The 21092-nt window shown below is 57.5% G+C and carries 20 protein-coding genes; 12 read left to right on the plus strand and 8 right to left on the minus strand.

What is annotated here, in order from left to right:
• Positions 1 to 43 precede the first annotated feature (43 nt).
• The 5 genes from PEH01S_RS00080 to PEH01S_RS00100 form a co-directional block, all read right to left on the minus strand.
• Positions 44 to 754: a GNAT family N-acetyltransferase gene (locus PEH01S_RS00080; RefSeq protein ID WP_218032690.1), complete on the minus strand. Its 711-nt coding sequence runs from the start codon at positions 752 to 754 to the stop codon at positions 44 to 46.
• A gap of 96 nt (positions 755 to 850) precedes the next feature.
• Positions 851 to 1492 carry a histidine phosphatase family protein gene (locus PEH01S_RS00085; protein ID WP_127483513.1) on the minus strand — a complete coding sequence of 214 codons (642 nt, stop codon included), beginning with the start codon at positions 1490 to 1492 and terminating at the stop codon, positions 851 to 853.
• A gap of 10 nt (positions 1493 to 1502) precedes the next feature.
• A complete protein-coding gene (locus PEH01S_RS00090; protein ID WP_127483514.1) occupies positions 1503 to 2024 on the minus strand; it encodes a hypothetical protein in 522 nt (173 codons plus the stop codon).
• Between the two features lie 4 nt (positions 2025 to 2028).
• A complete protein-coding gene (locus PEH01S_RS00095) occupies positions 2029 to 2544 on the minus strand; it encodes a GNAT family N-acetyltransferase (protein ID WP_025850913.1) in 516 nt (171 codons plus the stop codon).
• On the minus strand, positions 2541 to 2981 hold the full coding sequence (locus tag PEH01S_RS00100) for a GNAT family N-acetyltransferase (protein ID WP_127483515.1): 441 nt from the start codon (positions 2979 to 2981) through the stop codon (positions 2541 to 2543). Before PEH01S_RS00100 ends, PEH01S_RS00095 begins: the two co-directional genes overlap by 4 nt.
• 389 nt (positions 2982 to 3370) lie before the next feature.
• Between PEH01S_RS00100 and PEH01S_RS00105 the strand changes: the two genes are divergently transcribed.
• The 12 genes from PEH01S_RS00105 to PEH01S_RS00160 all read left to right on the plus strand — a co-directional run bounded on the left by PEH01S_RS00105 (position 3371) and on the right by PEH01S_RS00160 (position 18431).
• A complete protein-coding gene (locus PEH01S_RS00105; RefSeq protein WP_127483516.1) occupies positions 3371 to 4372 on the plus strand; it encodes a PHP domain-containing protein in 1002 nt (333 codons plus the stop codon).
• A 12-nt stretch (positions 4373 to 4384) separates the two neighbouring features.
• A complete protein-coding gene (locus tag PEH01S_RS00110) occupies positions 4385 to 5158 on the plus strand; it encodes an MgtC/SapB family protein (protein ID WP_127483517.1) in 774 nt (257 codons plus the stop codon).
• Positions 5159 to 5316: 158 nt separating this feature from the next.
• On the plus strand, positions 5317 to 6246 hold the full coding sequence (locus PEH01S_RS00115; RefSeq protein WP_127483518.1) for a metallophosphoesterase family protein: 930 nt from the start codon (positions 5317 to 5319) through the stop codon (positions 6244 to 6246).
• 460 nt (positions 6247 to 6706) lie between these two features.
• Positions 6707 to 8980, plus strand: coding sequence for an AraC family transcriptional regulator (locus tag PEH01S_RS00120; protein ID WP_127483519.1), 2274 nt, complete (start codon positions 6707 to 6709; stop codon positions 8978 to 8980).
• Entirely contained in the window at positions 8977 to 10503 is a 1527-nt protein-coding gene (locus PEH01S_RS00125; protein ID WP_127483520.1) for an ABC transporter substrate-binding protein, read from the plus strand. Before PEH01S_RS00120 ends, PEH01S_RS00125 begins: the two co-directional genes overlap by 4 nt.
• A gap of 441 nt (positions 10504 to 10944) precedes the next feature.
• Positions 10945 to 12291, plus strand: a complete 1347-nt coding sequence (locus PEH01S_RS00130; RefSeq protein ID WP_127483521.1) for an ABC transporter substrate-binding protein — start codon at positions 10945 to 10947, stop codon at positions 12289 to 12291.
• Between the two features lie 73 nt (positions 12292 to 12364).
• The gene (locus tag PEH01S_RS00135; protein WP_025850905.1) at positions 12365 to 13291 is read left to right on the plus strand and encodes a carbohydrate ABC transporter permease; all 927 of its coding nucleotides are present in this window, start codon (positions 12365 to 12367) and stop codon (positions 13289 to 13291) included.
• Entirely contained in the window at positions 13291 to 14178 is an 888-nt protein-coding gene (locus tag PEH01S_RS00140; RefSeq protein WP_127483522.1) for a carbohydrate ABC transporter permease, read from the plus strand. Before PEH01S_RS00135 ends, PEH01S_RS00140 begins: the two co-directional genes overlap by 1 nt.
• 30 nt (positions 14179 to 14208) lie before the next feature.
• Positions 14209 to 15072, plus strand: coding sequence for a sugar phosphate isomerase/epimerase family protein (locus PEH01S_RS00145; RefSeq protein ID WP_127483523.1), 864 nt, complete (start codon positions 14209 to 14211; stop codon positions 15070 to 15072).
• 40 nt (positions 15073 to 15112) lie between these two features.
• Positions 15113 to 16168, plus strand: a complete 1056-nt coding sequence (locus PEH01S_RS00150; RefSeq protein ID WP_127483524.1) for a Gfo/Idh/MocA family protein — start codon at positions 15113 to 15115, stop codon at positions 16166 to 16168.
• Positions 16169 to 16197: 29 nt separating this feature from the next.
• Positions 16198 to 16875 (plus strand): N-acetylmannosamine-6-phosphate 2-epimerase, encoded by a 678-nt coding sequence (locus PEH01S_RS00155; RefSeq protein WP_127483525.1) that lies wholly within the window; start codon positions 16198 to 16200, stop codon positions 16873 to 16875.
• Between the two features lie 29 nt (positions 16876 to 16904).
• Positions 16905 to 18431: a DUF4127 family protein gene (locus PEH01S_RS00160; RefSeq protein ID WP_127483526.1), complete on the plus strand. Its 1527-nt coding sequence runs from the start codon at positions 16905 to 16907 to the stop codon at positions 18429 to 18431.
• A gap of 70 nt (positions 18432 to 18501) precedes the next feature.
• Here the strand turns inward: PEH01S_RS00160 and PEH01S_RS00165 are convergent, their stop codons facing one another.
• The 3 genes from PEH01S_RS00165 to PEH01S_RS00175 all read right to left on the minus strand — a co-directional run bounded on the left by PEH01S_RS00165 (position 18502) and on the right by PEH01S_RS00175 (position 20725).
• Positions 18502 to 18960 carry a DinB family protein gene (locus tag PEH01S_RS00165; RefSeq protein ID WP_127483527.1) on the minus strand — a complete coding sequence of 153 codons (459 nt, stop codon included), beginning with the start codon at positions 18958 to 18960 and terminating at the stop codon, positions 18502 to 18504.
• Positions 18961 to 19043: 83 nt separating this feature from the next.
• Positions 19044 to 19661, minus strand: a complete 618-nt coding sequence (locus tag PEH01S_RS00170; protein WP_025850898.1) for a hypothetical protein — start codon at positions 19659 to 19661, stop codon at positions 19044 to 19046.
• Between the two features lie 212 nt (positions 19662 to 19873).
• A complete protein-coding gene (locus PEH01S_RS00175) occupies positions 19874 to 20725 on the minus strand; it encodes a muscle M-line assembly protein unc-89 Uncoordinated protein 89 (protein ID WP_127483528.1) in 852 nt (283 codons plus the stop codon).
• Between the last annotated feature and the right edge of the window lie 367 nt (positions 20726 to 21092).

Here is a 21092-nt window from a genome sequence, read left to right on the forward strand (position 1 = left end):
GTGCCGGACTTGCCGCATCGCCCCGGATAAAACCGCCCCGCTTCTAGCCCCGCGGCTCCCCGAGCGTGTTCCACAGCTTATCGAATTTGGCTTTCGTCAAAATCTCGTGCGTGACAAACTTTCCATTATAAAATGCGCTGTACGTCGTGAAGGCGGACGGGGCGTTTTGCGCCTGCTCCTTGGTCGTGAGCTTCACGCGCTTCACCGGGATTCCGTATGCCCGTTCAATGGCGTCGAGCTCTTCACCGGTATAATGATCGGTAAAAGGGCATTGGTCCGTGTACAGCACGACCAGCCCGTCGCCATCCGCAACGCCCTGCTGCCTGGCGCTCTCTTTAAAGCGGGGAAGCGGAGCGTCCGGATCGAACCGCTTGACGAGCAGCTCGAAATAGGGAGGGGCGGTATCGCACACCTCGAAACCGTGTTTCACGTAGTAAGACTTCTCCGAGAGGTAAGGCCGCTTCTTGTGGCTCGATACCGCAACGATACCCGCTTTGCCCTCTGAGTCCCGGATGCATTCCTGCAGAAGCTGCGCTCCATAGCCTTGCCCCTTAAAGCTGCCGGACACCCAGAAGCAGTTGATGAACGTATAGTCCGGCGCATCGATGGGTACCCAAGCATTCTCGGCAGGCAAGTACTCGATGAACACTTTGCCTTTGGCGTCCAGCTTTTTAAAGACAAGTCCTTCTTGAAAACGGCACGCCAGCCACTCCTTCTTCAGACGGACGCCCCGCTGGGCTTTCTTGTCCGACATGGCGCAGCAGATGTGCTCCCGAGCGATATTATCTGAGGTTACTTGTACGATGCTCATTCCCAGACCTCCCGGATTATGCGGCAGGGCCGCGTTATTTTATCCCTCCGCGGGCAGAAGCGGTTCCTGATAATGACTGATGTCGCCGTGCAGCTTGATGTCCGGCTTGCCGTCCTCAGTAAACTCGATCTTACACAGGCAGGCCGGATGAATGTACGGAAGCTCCCATAGCTGCTCGATCGGCCTTGGCTCGAAAGCGGCCATCAGCAATTTGACTACGACCGTATGAGTCACGATCAGCACGGTCTGCCCGGCATGGTCGCGCACAATGTGCCGGAGCTTGCCGAGGGCGCGCCGCTCCACCTCCGCGAACGTCTCCGCCTGAGCTGCGCGGAAGCGGTCCGGCTGACGCCAGAAGTGCTCGTAAGCTTCGGGGTAACGCTCCGCAATTTCGGTAACGATCTGTCCTTCCCATTCGCCGAGATTGATTTCCTTCATTTCGTCGCATTCCGTAATAGCAATCGGGCGGCTGCCGCGGATCAGCTCGGCGGTCTTGACTGCCCGGGGGCTGGAGCTGCTGTAGATCCAATCGAGCGGCTGCTCAAGCAGCGCTTCGCCCAGCCAACGGGCCTGCTTCACGCCGAGCTCCGTCAGCGGAGAATCCTGATGTCCCTGAAACCGGTGCTCCACGTTCCATTCCGTCTGGCCGTGCCGGACCAAATATACGGTTGTTTTGTTCATCCGAAGCCTCCTAGCTGATCCAATTATCTGTAATTTTAACGATTTCCCAGCCATCCTTCGTTTTCTGCCAAGTGGCGGTCATTCCCGCAGCTCCTAACGGAGAGTGATATTTCCCGCCGGTGACCGTTACGCTGTCCGGCGAATGAATTTCCAGCTTCTCGATATTGAGCAGGACGCCGTAGAGGCTGTTTGTTTTCGGGTCCAGCTTGTTTTTCTCTCTTAATTGAGGGTAGGAGTCGAAAAGGATTTCCACGCCGTACTTCGTATGAAAATGACCGATAAGTTCGTTCCGTTCGTCCTCGGACAGCTTCCAGTCCGTCATCTGCCAATCCAGCGAAATAAATTCCATATCGGAATCCAGACTCGGCTCCAGGGCCATCAGCTTTTCGAACGCATGGGTTAGTAAGGAGACCTTAGACGAGAACGGATCCGGCGCTGCTTGGTTGGCTTGCGCGGGCTTCGTGGCTGCCTCCGGCGTCGCGACAGGCTGGATGGCCAGCAGCCATGCCAGAAGAAGCAGGAGATGCTTCATGGCGCTATAGCCCGACCTCCTTGTAATAAAATACGGTGTCGCTCAAGCTGCCGTCCGCAGAGCGGGCGTAGCGGGGAATGCGTCCCGCCTCCACATATCCGAGCGACCGGTACAGCAGGTTGGACGGATCGCCTGCGCGCGTATCGAGCACAAGCAGCGTCCGGCTTTCGGCGCGCGCACGCTCTTCGGCGGCCAGCATCAGAGCGCGGGCAATGCCGTTCCTGCGGCTGCGGGTATGGACCATCAGCTTGGCGATTTCCGCCCGGTGGGCCGCATTCTTTTTTTGCGCGAGCTGGAGCTGTACGGTGCCGACAATCGTCTGATCAAGCTTGGCCGCCCACAGGACGACGCCCGGCTCCAGCGCGCTTTTCCAATAATTCACGGCTTCGTCCTTGCTTAACGGGGGCAAAAAGCCGACCGAAGCGCCGCTCTCCACGGCATCGATCAGCAGTCCGGCCAGCTGCTCCAACGATTCCGGCTCGTATGCCCGAATTTCGACGATTTCAACGGCTGCGCTCATCCTTCCCGTTCCTCCTCCGGCTCAACCTCATAGGTGCAGCGAAACCGCTCCGCACCCGGATATTTTTCACCCAGGCTGACAATCTCGAACCCGATGTTCCGGTAAAAATCGACCGTATCCTCATCCGTTTCCGCGACGATTTCAGCGGGGTTTTTGAGATGGATCAGCTCCAAAATTTGGCCGCGGCCATAGCCTTGTCCCCGATAGTCCGGTTGGACCGCAATGTGCCGCAGCTCCATCACGCGCCCGGGACCGATCCGGAAGCCGACGAGGCCGATCAGCTTCCCGTCCGTTTCGTAGCCGTACAATTCAAGCTCTTCGCTGCGCTTGTAGTCGATTAAGGTTTGCTCCAGCCGAACCGGGTCCGGAAAAATGGAATATTCGAGAAGCTCCGCGATTTCGGGTTCGTCCAATCTGGATTTGATATCGATTAGCAAGGGGATCGCTCCTTTGGGTGTGTGATCTAAACGATGTGAAAGGTTAAGGGTATAAAAGATAAAGGGAAGCGGTTTATTGATAATCATGATGATAAAGCCCGTTAACCGTCTATTCGGCTTTGCCAGAAAGCTTCCTTATGACTTCAGTATACAAGGATTTGAAAAGTTTTTCCAAAGCCATAAATGCTCGTCCTGCCAAAGGGGATTGTCATCGCCCGATTCATTTTGAGATTGACGGATGATGCAGAAAGGACTACAATAATCAACAAGAAACCACAAGAATAAAATGATGTAAGCAAAAATCAACAAACGATTTACCCAATGGTGCAAAGCTTAGGTTGACTTTTTCGTCGGAGTTTTTTCAATCGACGGAGCGAGGAGGAAGCTGGATGAAGCTGGATTTTCATTTTCACCTGGAGGAGGGGCCGTACTCGACCGGTTGGCTGCAGCGCACGGCGCGTGCGCTGGAGAACGTGCATCGGGAGACTGGGCGTCTGGGCGACCGGCCGCATTCGCTCGAATGGATGAACAGGCTGGGAGAGCTGCTTCAACAGCGGCTTGCGGCAGGCTGCTTCAGTGACGAATGGCTCGCCTTTTATTTCGAACAAGGGCGGCAGCGCGGGATCGAGCGGTTCGGAATGGTGGATCATCTGTACCGGTTTACCGAGTTCCGGCCGTATTACGAACGGCACATGATCGTGGACGATACGCCGCTTGGCCGGCTGCAGCGGTACTGGCTGGACCGTGTCTGCGTATGCTCCATCGAGCCGTATCTTCAGGCGGTGCGCCGGGCGAAGGCTGCGGGCGTGCCCGTATCGCTCGGGGTCGAGGCGGACTTTTTCCCGGGCGGTGAGGCGGAGCTCGGCGAGCAGCTGTCACGGTACGAGCTGGATTATGTGATCGGGTCGGTCCATTTTCTGGAAGGCTGGGGGTTCGACAACCCGGAAACGCAGGAGCTGTTCAAGGAAAAAGACCTGCTCGCACTATATCGGCAATTGTTCGACTACGTGAAAATGGCGGCTTCCAGCGGCTTGTTCGACATTATCGCGCACCTGGACAATCTGAAGGTGTTCAATTACCGGCCGGAGGAGAAGCTTCTGCTGCCGATGTACGAAGACGTGGCCCGTGCGCTCAAGCAGGCGGATGTGGCGACCGAGATCAATACCGGGCTTGCTTACCGGTACCCGGTCAAGGAAGCTTGCCCGAGTCCGGCTTTTCTGGATATTTTGCATAAACACGGCGTCCCGGTTACGTTGAGCTCCGATTCTCATTTTCCGGACGACATTGGGACGCAGTTGGACGAGGCGATGGATTTACTGGCCCGGATCGGGTACAAAGAAATCATCTACGTGCACGAGAAGAAACGGATCGCCGTTCCGCTTGGACGGTAAGGGGAGGTCCCCATGGAACTGTCGTTGACCCCGGATGTGTGGCATATCGGTTATGCGGAGCTGACGCTTCGCATTATAACGGCGCTGGTGCTGGGCGGTCTGATCGGCCTGGAGCGGGAAATCGGCGGGCATTCGGCCGGATTTCGCACGCATATTCTGGTCTGCATGGGCTCGGCTTTGATTGTGCTGCTGTCGAGCTACGGTTTTTCCGACTTTGCGGTCGAAGCGAACGTGAGGCTGGATCCGGCCCGTCTGGCCGCCCAGGTGATCAGCGGCATCGGCTTCCTCGGGGCCGGCACGATTCTGCGCACGGGGTCGACCGTGTCGGGGCTGACGACCGCGGCTTCGCTCTGGGTCGTGGCGGCCATCGGTCTTGCGGCCGGCGCCGGCTTCTACTACGGGGCTACCGTCTCGACGGCTGCGGTTATCGTCAGCCTGTTCCTGTTGAACAAGGTGGAGAAGGCGGCGCTGGCGAAGGCGAAGCGCAAGCGCGAGGTGGAGGTCGAGCTATGGGACGGGGACGGGAATCTCGGTGCAATGCTGAACCGGATCAAGGCTGCGGGCGCCTCCGTCACCGTGCTGCATCTGGAGAGCCGCGTCAAGGAAACGGAGGAAGGCTTCCGCCATGCCTTAAGCGTACGCATGGCGCTCAAGACGACGGCCGGGCAATATGAGCACGTCGTGCAGGAGCTGATTGTGCTTCCGGGGATGGTGAAGGTAGAGACGCCGGGATGGAAGCCGTTTGGGCACGAAGATAAAGCGGAAACGGCGGAAAAGACGGCCTAATTTTGCCCTGCTGATGCCGCCGGCGGTATGCGTTCGATCTCGAGGGATCGCCGTCGCACGGATCCGGCGGGCCGGACCGCTCCGCGCGAACGAGAAGGCTCCAAGAGCTTCCGGCAAACGGCAGCGCGACAAAACACTAGCGAAGAGGAGCGATTCAAGTGCAAGCTTTAACTTTTCGGGAAGACCGGACGTTTACGATCGTGCAGTTCACCGACGTGCATATGAAATCCGGAGGCGACGCGGACCGGCGCACCCTGGAGCTGATGGAGCACGTTCTCGAAGCGGAGCGGCCGGATCTGGTCTACTTCACCGGAGACGTCATTGAAGACAAGGAATGCGACGATCCGCTCGGCCGGTTCGACCGGGCGGTTTCCATCGTCGAGAAGCAACGCATCCCGTGGGCGGTCGTCTTCGGCAATCACGATACCGAGATGAAAATCACCCGTCAGCAGCTGATGAACAAAGTGTCGGGCTACGAGTACGCGTTAGCGGCGGGCGGTCCGTCGGACATTGCCGGAGAAGGCAATTATGTGCTTGAAGTCCGGGAGGCGTCCGGCCGTCCGGCCGCCTTGCTGTACGGCTTCGACTCCGGCTGCATGTCCACGCTGCCGCACGTTCAGGGCTACGGCTGGATTTGCCGCGATCAGATCGATTGGTACGTCCGGCAATCCGCCGCCTATACGTCGAACAACGGCGGCACGCCGCTGCCGGCTTTGGCGTTCTTCCATATCCCGCTGCCGGAATATGCGGAGGTATGGGAGCGCGAAGTATGCTACGGGCATAAGTACGAGAACGTGTGCTGCCCGAAGATCAACACGGGACTGTTTGCGGCGCTCGTCGAAATGGGCGACGTCATGGGCACGTTCGCCGGCCACGATCACGTCAACGATTACTGCGGCACGCTTCACGGCGTCCGCCTGTGCTATGGCCGGGCGACGGGCTACAACACGTACGGCCGGGACGATTTCCCGCGCGGAGCGCGCGTGATCCGGCTGCGCGAAGGCGAACGAAGCTTCGAGAGCTGGCTGCGGCTGGCGGACGGAACGGTCGTGACGGAGCAGCCGGAGCATCGGCCGGAGACGCGCTAAAGAAGAGCCGAAGGGAACGCGCGATATATCAGGGCAGGGGGCCCCTGCAAAATAAAGCTGCATTGCGGACAGGCGAACGGCTGGAAGAGCACCTCTTCGGCTGTCGCCTGTTTTCATTTTGGCAGTTATCGAAGAGGGTGCCGATCCGGGAAAATACATGCCGAACCTGAACGGATGCCTTGAAAATAGCGGATTTCCGCCGTTTGAGAACCGTTTTGGGCAAATGAGAACTGGGCGAATCCCGGGGGCGAATGCTACGATGTGGGCAGGAAATCTTCCGGTGCAGGAAGCGTCTGAAAATAATTGGAATACACGGGCAGCTGCTTTAAAGGATTTATGGGGAAATTCCGATACGCCAACTTGCCTTATCTCGATCAGTCCCATACGGATGTCCGAAATCGGATGTATAGTATAATGAGGACGGTGACTACTACGACAGACTCGCAAGGAAGGTTGGACGATGCGACATTTATTTTCTAAGAACTACGTTCGAATTTATTTGTGGATCGGAATGATCTTTACGATGATCATTATTCCGTTCTCCATGTTTTTGGCGAACCAGTTCTCGAAATACGCCTACTCGCAAATGGATCTGTTCAACCGCGATACGATGCTGCAAACCGCAAGCCGCACCGAGTTTCTGCTGAACAAGCTTAAATCGTACGGGCTTCACATGTATCAGGACCGTACGGTCCAGGAATGGCTGCAATCGGCCGGCCCCCGCCCGCTGGACGACATGGATGCGCTCCATGCGCTGACGAACTATATGTCGACCGAGCCGTTTATCAAGCGCGCCTATTTGGTGAACGTCCACAAGGAGCAGGTGATCGACTCGCTCAAGGGGCTCGTTTCGTTCGAGAAATTCGGGGATGCGGCGATGCTGAGGAAGATCCGGGAGGACCGGCCGCTCTTTTTGCAATTTTTTTACCATGAAACCGGCGGCGAGCCTTATCTCGCGCTCATCGTTCCGTCTACGCCGGCCAAGAAAGACCACCGCGGCTATCTCGTGCTCCTGCTGGACAACGGGGCGCTGCAGGAAAATCTGCTCGGTCTGAACAAGGAGCTTGGCATGGATTTGATGATTGTGGACGGCCACGGCCGGAATGTGCTGGGGACGAGGGAGAACGACGCGGTCCTCCTGAACGAGCTGCGCCGCTTGAAGCCCACGGGTTCGGAGACGCAGGTCGTGACCGTGCGCGGAATGCAATTGTTCGTCAATTCCGCACCGCTGGCTTCGCAGAAATGGACGGTATATTCGTTAACCGAGTTGAAAGCGTTTAAGCATCAAGCGGAAGCGTTCCAGACGAAAATCATCGGCTACTCGCTGCTGCTGCTCGTGCTGCTGCTGCTGGCGGCCTTCTGGAATTCCCGGCGGATGGTGAAGCCGTTCCGCAGGCTGGCGGACCAATTGCAGCGCCGCATCGCGCAGGAGTCGCGCCATTCCGCGCTGACTCTCCCCGCTGCGGGCGACGAGTACAGCATTTTGAAAAACGGGATCGAGCTGCTGTCCAGCCGGGTTGACGAAATGCACCAGTCGCTTCGCGGCCATTCCGGCTTGATCAAGGCGGAATATTTGCGCCAGTGGCTGCTGCAGGGAAGAATGAACCGGACGCTGCGGGAAGGGATCGCCCGGGAATCGGATCTCCTGGCGTCGGAGCTCATCCGGCTTGCGGTCGTCAAGATCGACGCCTACCGGGACGTGGCCGAAACGTATGATTTTGCTTCCCGCCAGCTGCTCAAATACGCGATGGGCAACATTGCCGGAGAAATCATCGCGGGCGAGGGCGGCACGCTGGAGACGATCGACCTGGCCGGCGATCACATCGTCTTCCTGATCGGGTTGGACCGGGGCGACGCCGAAGTCCGCAAGCTGCTGGAAACGATCAAGGGGCATATTGCGACGTATGTCCGGCTTCAGGTGACCGCAGCGGTGAGCGATGTGAAGCATCTGGAAGACGATCTGCGCTCCGTCTACGATTTCGTTCTGGAGCTTACCCTGCTCAAATTCATCAGCGGCGAAGACAAGGTATATACGGAGGGCGATTACGAAAGCTACGTTCGGCTGCTGCAGCCGTTGTCCGATCCGAAGAGCCTCGACAAGCTGCTTGTCGCGGTCAAGTCCGGGAAGAAGGACCAGGTCGTCCTGCTGCTGGAGGAGCTGTTCGGGCAGATGGCGGCGGTCAAATACTCCGAATGCAAGGTAAGGCTGACCGTCATTTTATTTACGATCATGAAGGAATTCGACAAGCTTCGGGCGCTGCAGGGCGTGGACGGCATCGACAAACAGCTCGACCGGTTCTCGACGCTGCAGGAGGCGCGGCATTGGCTGGAGGCGGAGCTGTTCGCCGTCATGGACCAGCTTAGCTCCCGCAAAGGGGGCGACCGGAAGGAGAAGCTTGCGGAGGAGATGATCAATTACGTCCTATATCATATTCACGATCCGATGCTGTCCGTCGAAGCGATTGCGGAGCACGTCTCGCTGTCGGCCAAGTACGCCCGCAGCATTTTTCAGGAAGTACGCGGCGTATCACTTTCGAATTACATCCTGAACACAAGGATCGAGAAGGTGAAGGAACTGCTTGTTACGACAAGCATGTCGGTGGCGGATATCGGGGAGCGTTCGGGATTTTTGACGCGGAGCCATTATTTCACGGCGTTCAAAAAAGCGACGGGGCTGACCCCGAACCAATTCCGGCTGCACCATACCGAAGGGGAAGGAGGGGAGGCGGAATGAACCGGACGCTGCGATGGGGCTGCTTGTTCGCTGCGCTGCTCTTGCCTGCGGGCTGCGGAGGGTCCTCCGCTTCCGATGCGGGCCGGACGTCCCCGGCCGACGCCCGTCCCCCGGTGACGCTCCGGATCATGCTCCCGGGCGATCGGGTCCCCGATTACGACCTTGTGCTGAAGGAAGCGCATCGGCGTCTGGCGGGAACGCTCGATGTGAGGCTCGACATCAAGTTCGTGCCGTGGAACGACTTCGGCCACGTATCCCAAGTGGCGTTGGCTTCGGGCGAGGAAATCGATCTCGTCTTCGACGCGCCATGGCTGCATTTGAGCGAGATGATCTCCAGCGGATACTACGAGCCGCTCGACGTGCTGCTGGAGAAGTACGGGGAGACGATCCTCGCCAAGCGTCCCCGGCCGATGTGGGAGGCCAACCGGTACGGCGGCAAAATTATGGCGATCCCGCTCGGCGTCTCCTATGCGATGGGCCACTCGTATTTCGTCCGCAAGGACCTCCGCGAGAAGCTTGGCGTCCCGCCGATCCAAAGCTACGAAGAGCTGATCCGGTTCGCTTACCTTCTCAAGGAGAAAGAGACGGGCATCGTGCCGCTGATCGCAGCGGGGAACACGTCGCAGCAGCTTTACAGCCAGGCGGCGTTCCGGCATTATGACGATGCGCGGGACCAGATTCGGCCGACGCAGGCGCTCGGCAGCAGTCTGATGCTGTATTATCAGCATAATGACGGTAAGGTGCGCAATTTGTTTCACGAAAAGGATTCGCCGGTGCGGGATTGGATTCGCGAGGCGCGCCGGCTGTATGTGGACGGCGTTATGCATCAGGACGTGCTCGGCATCAAAGATTTTCAAGACCCGGGCTTCTCGGGCGAGGTAGCGGTCTTCCCGGCAGGCTCGTTCTCGGTTGGCGAGGGGCATCAGGAAAGGCTGAAGCGGCATGTACCGGGCGGAGAGCTGGAGAGCGTGACCTTTTATCAGGACGTTCCGAAGGCGAACCTGTCGAATTTCGCCCAATGGAATTTTATTGCGGTTCCGGTGACCAGCAAGCATAAAGAAGAGGCGATCCAGTTCCTCAACTGGGCCAACGAGAAGGACAACTACGACCTGCTGGCGTACGGACTTCCGGGCGTTCATTGGAAGCCCGTGGGAACGGACCGTTACCGGACGCTGAAAAGCGGCTATCAGCAGTTCCCGTACGTCTGGCTCTGGAACCCGGACGACGACCGCATACCGGCGACCGATGACCGCACCGAGGCATTGGACTGGTTTATTCGGCGGGCGGAGCATTTTACGCCGGATCTATTGACCGGGTTCCAGTTCGACGGGACCCCGGTACAGAACGAGCTGAACGCGTATGCAAGGATCGAAGCGGAGTACTACACGCCGCTGTTTAACGGAGTGCTCGATCCGGAGGAAGCGTGGCCGCGTTTTGAAGCCGAAGCCGGTCCGCTGCTGGAAGCGATCGGGGCGGAGCTGCAGCGCCAGATCGACGCGTTCCTGCGGAACAAGCGGCATTGATGCGTCCGGCGCATTTTGCCCGAAGCGGCCGCGCTGCAGCGGAAAGGCAGGCAAGCGCCGGAAACCGGTTCGCGCAAGCCGCCCCCCTCTCTCATGGAGAGGGGAAGCCGCGGCCGGCATCCCGTGCGCGCAGGGGGCGGACGGAGGAATAATGTGCCGAAGTGTGTCCTTTTATGGGGGATAATTCCGTTTTTACATCAATTATAGGAGGTGGTTTTCATTTAAGTTTGTCCGATGCTGTTATCCGCTGGAGGAGAGCGTTCCCGATCTGCCGGGACGCTTTGACAGATGGAAGGAGACGGGGCGAGACGATTTTGCCCAAGGATCGGCTGAGTGACATTGGCATTGATCAGCCCGAAGCGGCAAGTCCGGAGCGTCCGGGGCGCCGTGGGGTAGAAAAGGCGGCACGACCGTAAACACAATATCGAAAGGGTGGCTGACATGAGACGGAAAACAACGCATAAAACGATGACGGCGCTGCTGGCAACCATGCTGGCGGCGGCAGGACTTAGCGCATGCTCCGGGGGAAAGGATGCGGGCGGAACGGGGACCGGAGCCGCTTCCGGCGACGGGAAGGCGGGAGGGAAAGTAACGGTTCAGCTTTGGAACCATTACACCGGCGATAAAGCGGCCGTCCTCGATGAGATGGTGTCGGCTTTCAACGCCAGCCAGAACGAAATTACAGTCAAAGCGCTGAGTAACCAGGACCCGCAAAAGCAGCTCACCGCGATCTCGGGTGGCAGCGCGCCCGATCTGATGTTCACGTTCTGGAACAACATCGGCCCGTGGTCCGAAGCGGGTGCGGTGCTGAGCCTTGATGATTTCGTCAAACAGGCGAGCTTCGATACGAAGAAAATCATCCCCGCCGCCTTGGAACGCATGAAGGTGGACGGCAAGGTATACGGCTTCCCGATCTCGATGAGCATGGCAAGCCGGCTGTACTACAATAAGAAGATGTTTCAGGACGCGGGAATTTCCAAGCCGCCGGAAACGCTCGAAGAGATGTTCGAGGTCTCGAAAAAGCTGACCAAGAAGGACGGCAAAAACGGCTACGAGCAGGTCGGCTTCATCCCCGACTATCCGTGGATCGACAACGTCTTCTGGCCGATCATCTTCGGCGGCTCCTGGGATGACGGCAAAGGCAAGCTGACGGCCGCCCAGAAGGCGAACGTCGATGCGATCGCTTACCAAGCATCATATTACAAGGAGTTCGGCAGCGAGGGCATCTCCAAGTTCAAATCCGGCATGGGCAAGGCCGACACGCCGCAGGACCCGCTCGTCACCGGCAAGCTCGGCATGATGATCGGCTGGGAGAACATGTACAACGACAAGCGCGGCGAAGGCGGAGCGATCGGCGTAGCTCCGTTCCCTTATCCGAAAGACCGGCCCGAGCTGAAAAACGCGGGCATGGTCAGTCCGGTCGCCATGTTCATTCCGGCCAAAGCGAAGAATAAGGAAGCGGCCTGGAAAGTGATGCAGTATTTCTTGTCGGAGGATGTGCAGATCGAGTATGCGACCAAAGCGAAGACGATTCCGGTGCTGCTGAGTGCGCTCGACAATCCGAAGCTGACCAAGAACGAAGCGACGAAGTCGCTGTCGGAATTTTTCGAGAGCGCGAAGAGCCCGAACTTGAACGGCTTTCCGAACAGCGTCTATATCAACGAATATTTGCAGGCGCTGAACGAGGAAACGGAAAAAGCGCTCAAGGGCCAGATCACGCCGCAGCAGGCGATGGATAACGTCGTGGCCAAAATCCAGCCGAAAGCGGATAAAGCGAACAAGAAATAAGAATATTGGGGTGCGCGCAGGTGGTCATCACGCCTTCGTGCGCCCCGGACATCGAAGAGGAGGAGGACCGGAGATGGATGCAGTCAATCGAATCGGAATCAAGCGCAGAGAGCGCCAGCGTCTCCTCGTCGGGTTGTGCTTTATCAGTCCGTGGCTGATCGGATTTTTGCTGTTTCAGCTGCTGCCGATCGTTTCTTCGTTCTATTACAGCCTGACGGAGTACAACCTGTTCGAAGCCCCGCAGTGGGCGGGCGCCGCGAATTACGCGGAGCTGGTCGCAGACGGCAAGGTGTGGCAATCGCTGTACAATACACTGTTTATGGCGGTGTTCGGGCTGTTCCCGCATCTGGCGTTCGCGCTCGGCATTGCCATGCTGCTCAACAAAGACGTGAAGGGAAAATCGCTCTACCGTACGATTTATTTTTTGCCTACGCTCGTGCCGACGGTCGCCGCGACACTGCTGTGGATGTGGCTGCTGAACGCGCAGTACGGACTGATCAACGAGCTGCTGGGCATGCTGGGACTGCCGCAGCCCGTCTGGCTGCTGGAGCCGCAATGGACGAAGCCCGCGCTGATTCTAATGGGCTTCTGGGGAACGGGGACGGCGAGCATCATGTATTTGGCCGCCCTGCAGGATGTGCCGCGCATGTATTACGAAGCGGCGGAGATCGACGGAGCCAACGCCTGGCAAAAATTCCGCCATATTACGCTGCCGGCGATCTCGCCGATGACGCTGTTTCAGGTCATCATGGGCGTCATCGGGGCGCTGCAAATGTTCACGCAAGGCTACGTGTTCGCAGACGGTAACGGGCAGGCGATCGGCGGGCCGGAAAATTCGCTTTTGTTCTACGCGGTGTACTTGTACCAGACAGCGTTCTCGTTCCTGCGGATGGGCTACGCGTCGGCGATGGCTTGGGTACTGTTCGTCATCGTCTTCCTGCTGACCTTTCTGGTTTTCAAAACATCGGCCCGCTGGGTGTATTACGGAGGTGAGCGCTAATGTCCAAGGCAACTGCCGCAACGTCTTCCTTCTCTGTAAGCCGGAATAAACGGAAGCGCGCCCTCGGGGCACGCTCAAGCTGGGCGGCGCACCTGCCGCTCGTGCTCGTCGGCCTGCTGTTTTTGCTGCCGTTCATCTGGCTGGTCATCACGTCGCTCAAAACCGACGAAGAAATCTTCGTCGTGCCGGTCCGGTGGTGGCCCGAGACGGTCCAGTGGAGCAACTACGTCCATGCGATGAAGGCCATTCCGTTTTTCCAATATACGATGAATACGATCTGGATTTCCGCCCTTTGCGTGCTCGGCGTCGTCGTGATCGCGCCGCTTGTCGCTTATGGGTTTGCGCGGATTCATTTTAAGGGCAGGAATGCGCTGTTCCTCGTGATGATGAGCACGCTGATGCTTCCTTTTCAAGTGACGATGATTCCGCTTTATGTCCTGTTCAACAAGCTGGAGCTGATCAATTCGTACTGGCCGATCGTGCTGTCCTCGTGGTTCGGCACCGGGATGGCGTACTACATTTTCATGGTGCGGCAGTTCTTTATGGGCATCCCGCACGAGCTGACGGAGTCGGCGAAGATTGACGGCGCTTCGGAGTTCCGCATCTATGCGCAAATTATCCTTCCACTGGCAAAGCCGGCGATATTAACCGTGGGGCTGTTCACGTTTCTTGCGGCGTGGGGCGATTTTCAAGGCCCGCTCATTTATTTGAACGATCCGGAGAAGTGGACGCTGTCGATCGGGCTGAAGCAGTTCATCCGCGAGAATCAAGTGGCTTGGGGACAGCTGATGGCGGCTTCGACCTTGTTCACGGTTCCGATCATCATTATGTACTTTTTCGTGCAGAAAAAATTTATCGAGGGCATCTCCATCACGGGGATGAAATAACATACAGCAGCATCCGGGGAGGAAACGACAATGAAGCTGGGCATCAGCTCCTACAGCTTGTATCAGGCGGTGCAGCGCGAAGGCTGGACCATCCTGGACATAATCGAATGGATTGCGGAGAACGGGGGCGAGCATGCGGAAATCGTGCCGCTGGAGTACGACCTGCTGGAGCAGCCGGAGCTGGCGGACCGGATCCGGGAGAAAGCGGCGCAGTGCGGCATCGAGCTGTCCAATTACGCGATCGGGGCCAACTTTGTGACGGACTCCGACGAGGCGTACTTGGCGGAAATCGAGCGGGTCAAAAAGCACGTCGATATAGCGCATCGCATGGGCATCCGGCTCATGCGGCACGATGCGGCGTCCCGGCCGCTGCCGGAAACGACGATCTCCCGGTTCGAGGCTGATCTGGAGCGGGTGGCGGAGGCTTGCCGTCAAGTAGCCGACCATGCCGCATCGTACGGCATCGTCACCAGCGTGGAAAATCACGGGTATTACATCCAGCACAGCGACCGGGTGCAGCGGTTGGTGGAACGGGTCGGCCGGGACAATTTCCGGACGACGCTGGATGTGGGCAATTTCCTGTGCGTCGACGAGCTGTCCGTTCCGGCCGTGAGCAAAAATATTTCCATCGCCTCGATGGTGCACGTGAAGGATTTTTACGTCCGGCCTTCGTACCGGAATCCCGGCGAGGGATGGTTCCGGTCGGCGGGCGGCAGCTATTTGCGCGGGGCGATTGTCGGTCAAGGCGACATCGATATGCCGGAGGTGCTGCGCATCATCAAGGCGTCGGGCTACGACGGGTACGTGTCCATCGAGTTTGAAGGCATGGAAGATTGCAGGCAGGGAGCCAAAATCGGCATGGAATACGTCCGTACGCTGTGGAAGGAACTGTAAACTTTTAAGCTTTAGTATATTCGGATCGGGAGGATTCGTCATGAGTAAAGTGAGAATCGGCGTTATCGGAGCGGGAAGCATTTCGGAAATGCATTTGAAGGCTTATGCGGGCAACCCGGAGGTGGAGCTTGCGGCGATCTGCGATTTGAACGGGGAGCGGGCAAGAACCAAGGCGGAAGCCTACGGGGCGGGAAAAATATTTACGGATTACAAGCAGCTGCTTGCCGATCCCGACATCGACGCGGTGAGCGTATGCACGTGGAACGACAGCCACGCCGCCATCAGCATAGCCGCCTTGGAGGCGGGCAAGCATGTGCTGTGCGAGAAGCCGCTGTGCAAGACGGTGGAGGAGGCGCTTCAGGTAGAGGAGGCGGTCGGCCGGAGCGGCAAGACGCTGCAGATCGGCTATGTGCGCCGGTATGGCACCAATGTGCGCGTGCTGAAGAAGTTCATCGATGCGGGCGAGCTGGGTGAAATTTATTACGCCAAAGCGACCTGCCTGCGCCGGCTCGGCAATCCGGGCGGCTGGTTCTCCGACATCGAGCGCTCGGGCGGCGGCCCGCTCATCGATCTCGGCGTCCATATCATCGATCTGTGCTGGTACCTGATGGGCAAGCCAAAGGTCAAATCGATCAGCGGCAATGCGTACCGGAAGCTGGGCAACCGAAGCCATATTCAACATTTGGATTACTATAAGGCGGCCGACTACAATGAGCACAATACGGTGGAGGATCTGGCGAACGCGCTGATCCGTTTCGAGAACGGCGCCTCCTTGCTCGTTGACGTCAGCTTCACGCTTCAAGCCAAGAAAGATGAATTCGCCGTCAAATTGTACGGGGACAAAGGCGGAGTCGAGGTCGAGCCGGAGCTGACGATTGTCACGGAGCGGCACGATACGATCTTGAACGTCACGCCGCAGATCGATCAGTTGGCCTTCGATTTCGAACGCGGCTTCCAGAACGAGATCGATCATTTTATCCATTGCTGCCAAGGCCGGGAACAGACGATCAGCCCGGTTCAGGACGGCGTGGAAATGATGAAAATGCTGTGCGGCATTTACGAATCGGCCCAGTCGGGCGAGGAAATCCGGTTTTAGCATCCTATTTGCGGTTGGGAGATCATATGATGAGACAAAGAATTACCGAGAGAGGCCTGGTCGTCTCCTGCCAAGCGTATGAGGGGGAACCGCTCTTCGGTCCCCATCATATGGCAGAGATGGCCAAAGCGGCCGTGCTTGGCGGGGCGGTCGGCATTCGCGCGAACGGGCTCGCGGATATTTTTGCCGTGAAGCAAGCGGTTGCCGTGCCGGTGATCGGCTTGAACAAACGAAGCAGCAAAGACAGCGACGTATATATTACGCCGACGCTGGAGGATGCGCTCGCTGTCCATGCGGCCGGCGCGGATATTATTGCGCTGGACGGCACGAACCGGCCGCGGCCCGACGGCCGGACGCTGGCGGATACGGTGAAGGAGCTGAAGCGGCGGGGCATCCTGATTATGGCGGATATTTCGACCGAGGAGGAAGGTCGGTACGCCGCGCAGCTCGGCGTCGACTGGATATCGACGACCTTGTCGGGCTATACGCCGTACAGCACGCAATCGGCCGGGCCGGACATTGCGTTGGTGGCTCGCTTGGCCGCGGCCGTACAGGTTCCGGTTGTCGCGGAAGGAAGGTATGGCAGGCCGGAGGACGCCAAGCGGGCGCTGGACGCGGGTGCGCAGTTCGTCGTCATCGGCGGGGCGATTACGCGTCCGCAGCACATTACCGAGCGGTTCGTGCATGCCATTCGGGAGAGCGGCTAGAGCTGAAGCGGCCGGAGGAGGGAGAAGCCATGCGAACCATATTATATGTTCCGCTGGACGAACGTCCGTGCAACTTCGATTTTCCGGCCGATTTGGCTGCCGGTACGGACTTTCGGCTTGTGAGGCCGGAGCCGGGAGCGATGGGGCGCAAAACATCGCCCGCGGACGTGGAGCGGCTGTGGGCCTGGCTGTTCGAGCAAGCGGATGAAGCTGACGGTGCCATCGTATCGCTGGATACGTTGGTGTACGGCGGGATCGTGCCGTCGAGGCTGCACCGGCTGTCCCCGGAGCAGTGCCGGGAGCGGTTGGATAGGCTGCGCAAGCTGAAGCAAATCAATCCGAAGCTGCGGCTGTACGCCTTTAACCTGATCATGCGCTGTCCGAGCTACTCGAGCAGCGACGAGGAGCCGGACTATTACGAAACGTGGGGCAAGGATATTTTCCGGCGGGGGGTGCTCCGGCACCGGGCGGAGCTTGGGCTGGCGGACGAGAAGGAGCTTGCGGAGCTGAAACGGCTGGATACGGCCATTCCTGCCGAGGTGTGGCAGGATTACACAGACCGCCGGGACGTTAATTTGCAGGTCAACCGGTGGGCGGTCGAACTGGTGAAGGAACGGGTCGTCGATTTCATGATCGTGCCGCAGGACGACTCGGCGCCCTTCGGGCTGACGGCCGTAGACCAGCAGCGCGTGCGCGAGCATATCCGGAGCCTGAGTCTGCAGCTCCAGGTGCATATGTACCCGGGAGCCGATGAGGTCGGCTGCACGCTGCTGGCCCGTATGATCAACGGGTTTATGGGCGTCCGTCCGCTCATTTACCCGCATTTTTCAAGCGTGCAGGGTCCGTTCGTAACGCCGTTGTACGAAGACCGGATGCTGTACGAGACGCTAAAATGCCACATCGTGGCGGCGGGCGCGCTGATGGCTTCCTCCGTCAGCGAAGCGGACTTGGTTCTGTGCTTGAATACGCCGGGAGAGCATCTGATGGAAGCCGGCGAGCAGGCTCTGCCGAATCCGAACCGCGGATATACCGTGCTGCGGAACCTCGTCGAATTGACCGAGATGGCGCATGAGGTCGTTCACCGCTGGAAGAAGCCGTGTCTGGTCGCCGACGTCGCTTATGCCAACGGCTCCGATCTGGAGCTGCTTGCGCTGCTCCGGCAAAAGGGACTGCTGTTCCGCTTGGCTGCCTACGCGGGTTGGAACACCAATGGCAATACGCTCGGCACCTGTCTCGCGCAGGGGCTCCTCTATTACTTGTACGGTGATACGCCGGGCCATCGCGATTTTCTGGCCTTGCGGTTCGTAGAGGACGCGGGCTACTGTGCCTCCGTCCGTCAGCAGGTCACCCAGTCGTGCTTGCCGTCTATGGGACATACGTACTTCTCGGTCGACGGGGAGCGGGGGGCGGTGGCGGACCTCGTGAAGCGGGAGCTGCAGCGGTTCGCCCGGGAGCAGATTGATGACGATGGGCATCGCGTCGTGATTGACGACTGCCGAATGCCGTGGAGCCGGATGTTCGAGGTCGGCCTGCGCGTGCGTGTCGAGAGGAGATAGAGGGGCTTTGTCCTAGCCAAAGCAACCGCCAGCCCTGGTGAGAAGCCGGAAGGCGCTGGCGGCTGCCTATCTACAAGCCTCTCCGGATAAAATTCGCCGAAACCGCCTGCAAGCCCAATTCCTTGGCCCAGACGGACAATTGTCCGACATGATGGATTTCGTGGGCGATCACATGTCTTAAAATTTCGCCTTGGGTAAACGTTTCGTTCATCCCGGAAGGCGTAACAGGGTCTCCGTCGGATTCATTTGTCCAATGGACGAGAAAGTCCTCGACTTCGCTCCGATACTGCGCGGACAGCTGCCGGATTTTGTCCAAGCTGGCGTTGTCATGGAAAGCAGGTTCCGGGTCCGGCTCGCCTTTGATTGCCCGAATCCAGCTGCACTCCACATCGACGATATGAAATAGCGTCTTCAGGATGGAGCCGACTCCGCCGGTGCGTTCGCGCAGCAGCTCGTCCTCGCTTATTGCCCCGAAGGTCTCAAACCATTCGTCCCTTACCATCCAATTGTAGCGGAATAACCGCAGCATTCGTTTTCCTCCCCGGACCGATTCAGATTACTTCCATAATCTGGTTACTTTCGATGAAGCTTTGCCTTGCAGTGCTCCCAAGCTTAATACGCAGTCTTGCTGCATTGTCCCTCCGGCGTCAGCTGATAGAAGCCGTCCTGTACGTACAATCGGTAGGCGCGGCTCTCCTCGTCGTAAGCGGCTGCGTGCTGCCATGCATCTTCCAACGATTCCGTCTTGATCAACCGATGGAAAAAGTGCATGATGAACAGCGCCGCCGCTTCTCCCGAAACATCGATATCGGCGGCAATATACGCTTTAAGGTTTCCCTGCATAAAAGCTTTTCCCGCTTCTTCCACGCCCGCAGAGCAGGCCGTATTGATGACAACCGTTCCCGGCAGGTTAATCGCTTGGCCTATCGTCTCCGGAAGCATGACCTCATCGTGCAAGCTGGAAACGTCAATTTCTTCGATATATTCGCCGAAAATAATCCCGCCCTTGTCCCCATGAGCGCTAATGATCAGGTAAGGGGGAGCGTTCTCCACTCCTTGTCCGATCACTTGCAGAAAATCCCCTGGCGTGCCGATCGCATGGAACAGCGTAACCGTATTGAATTGTTCCAGCACCGTACGAATAAAATCGGCCTCGCCACCGTCGTCGATCGCAGCGATCGCAACGGGCAAGCGTTTGGCGTAAAATCGGGTATCGACGGGCTTCCACATGGTGCACCACTCCTCATCTAGTTTGTATATGCTTACGGCGAGGCGTTTCCATGGTTTCACCATTTTTGGAGGTGTCCGGAACAAAAAAAGCACCTTTCATGAGGGATGGGGTCTGCCGCTTACTGCAACCTTTCCGCCATAGAAACGCGCTTTATTTTGGAAATATCCCAAATCCGAAGGGTAACCGGGAATCCTCTCATGTGCGATTTAGCTTACAGCGTCAAGTTCACGATCGTTCCGGCGGGAGATTTACTTCCTTTACGTTTCTCCAAATACGTCTCGATTTCCTGCGTCGTTAGCTGTCTCGTACCGGATTGCTGCGGCTTATCCACGCTTTCTTCTTCTTTCGTTTGTTTCGTGGGCAAGGCGGACGCGGTCTTCTTGTCCTCTCGGATCGCATTAGCGATACTGCTTGTGATATTGCCGGAGAGTTCCATAAGTTTGCCGGTTAAATTCTCGGCTTTTTCCTTCAATTCGCTTGAGCGTGCAGGATCGCTATGCTCCCAGCCTTTGGCCTCCGTTCGCAGCGTATGTTGCGCCATCTTGATGCGGCCGAAATTCTGCTTTTCTTGGCTCGCTGACACAACCGCTTGAATGGTATTTGAAGATAAAACGGAGTCTTCTTGGGACCGCTCATTCGGGGAGCCGACGCCAAGACTGACATCTTTCGACCTCTCGGCTTTCTTCTTGCTCTCTTCATCCAATCCAGCTGCTTTCCGTTGCTCTTCGATTTGGATTTTTCTCATTTGTTCTTCCAGCTCTCGGATTTGCTTGTCGATGGTTTCCAGTTCCGCTTTCATCGCTTCCGCACTCGTGCCTTTTTTCAAAGCCTCGCTTAAATAATTTCCACGGCGTTCCGTTAAGCTTTGCTTTTGCTCCATTAACCGCTCCAGTGCCGTAGCCGCTGTTTTTTGACCGGGACCGTTAAGGAAAGGCTTGCGGATGGTAACCTTATCCTGCTGCTGCTTGTGCTCTTGTTGTTCGTTCGCGTTGGATCGCCGAGCGTAAGTGTGGCTACCATATGCGCCGACAAACGAGGGCCGTGAGTCAAAGGAAATGCGCATGAACATGATCCTCCTCCGTAATTTTTTTATAAAGAAATCCTTATTCTACTATATCGTCTAATCTCATTCATATTTTAAACAATTTACTAAAAAAGTTTAAGGAAAGGGCTGGCCATAGCGGATTGGCGTGCAAGGAGGTTTTTTGCTTCAAGACTTGAATACGGCGTCCCGTATCTTGATCACCTGAATTGCGGATGTAACATCGAGATACTCACTTTTTTTGTTATGTTCCATACAATCCTTAATATGATGTATGACTTGCTCATAATCATCCTTCATTTGGGGATTCAACACTTCTTTGCTATCATCATATAACAGATTGCAAATTCTTCTCTTGAGTTTGTACCATATTATACAATTCTGCATG

The organism is Paenibacillus ehimensis NBRC 15659 (genome assembly GCF_004000785.1).
Taxonomy (GTDB): Bacteria; Bacillota; Bacilli; order Paenibacillales; family NBRC-103111; genus Paenibacillus_G; species Paenibacillus_G ehimensis.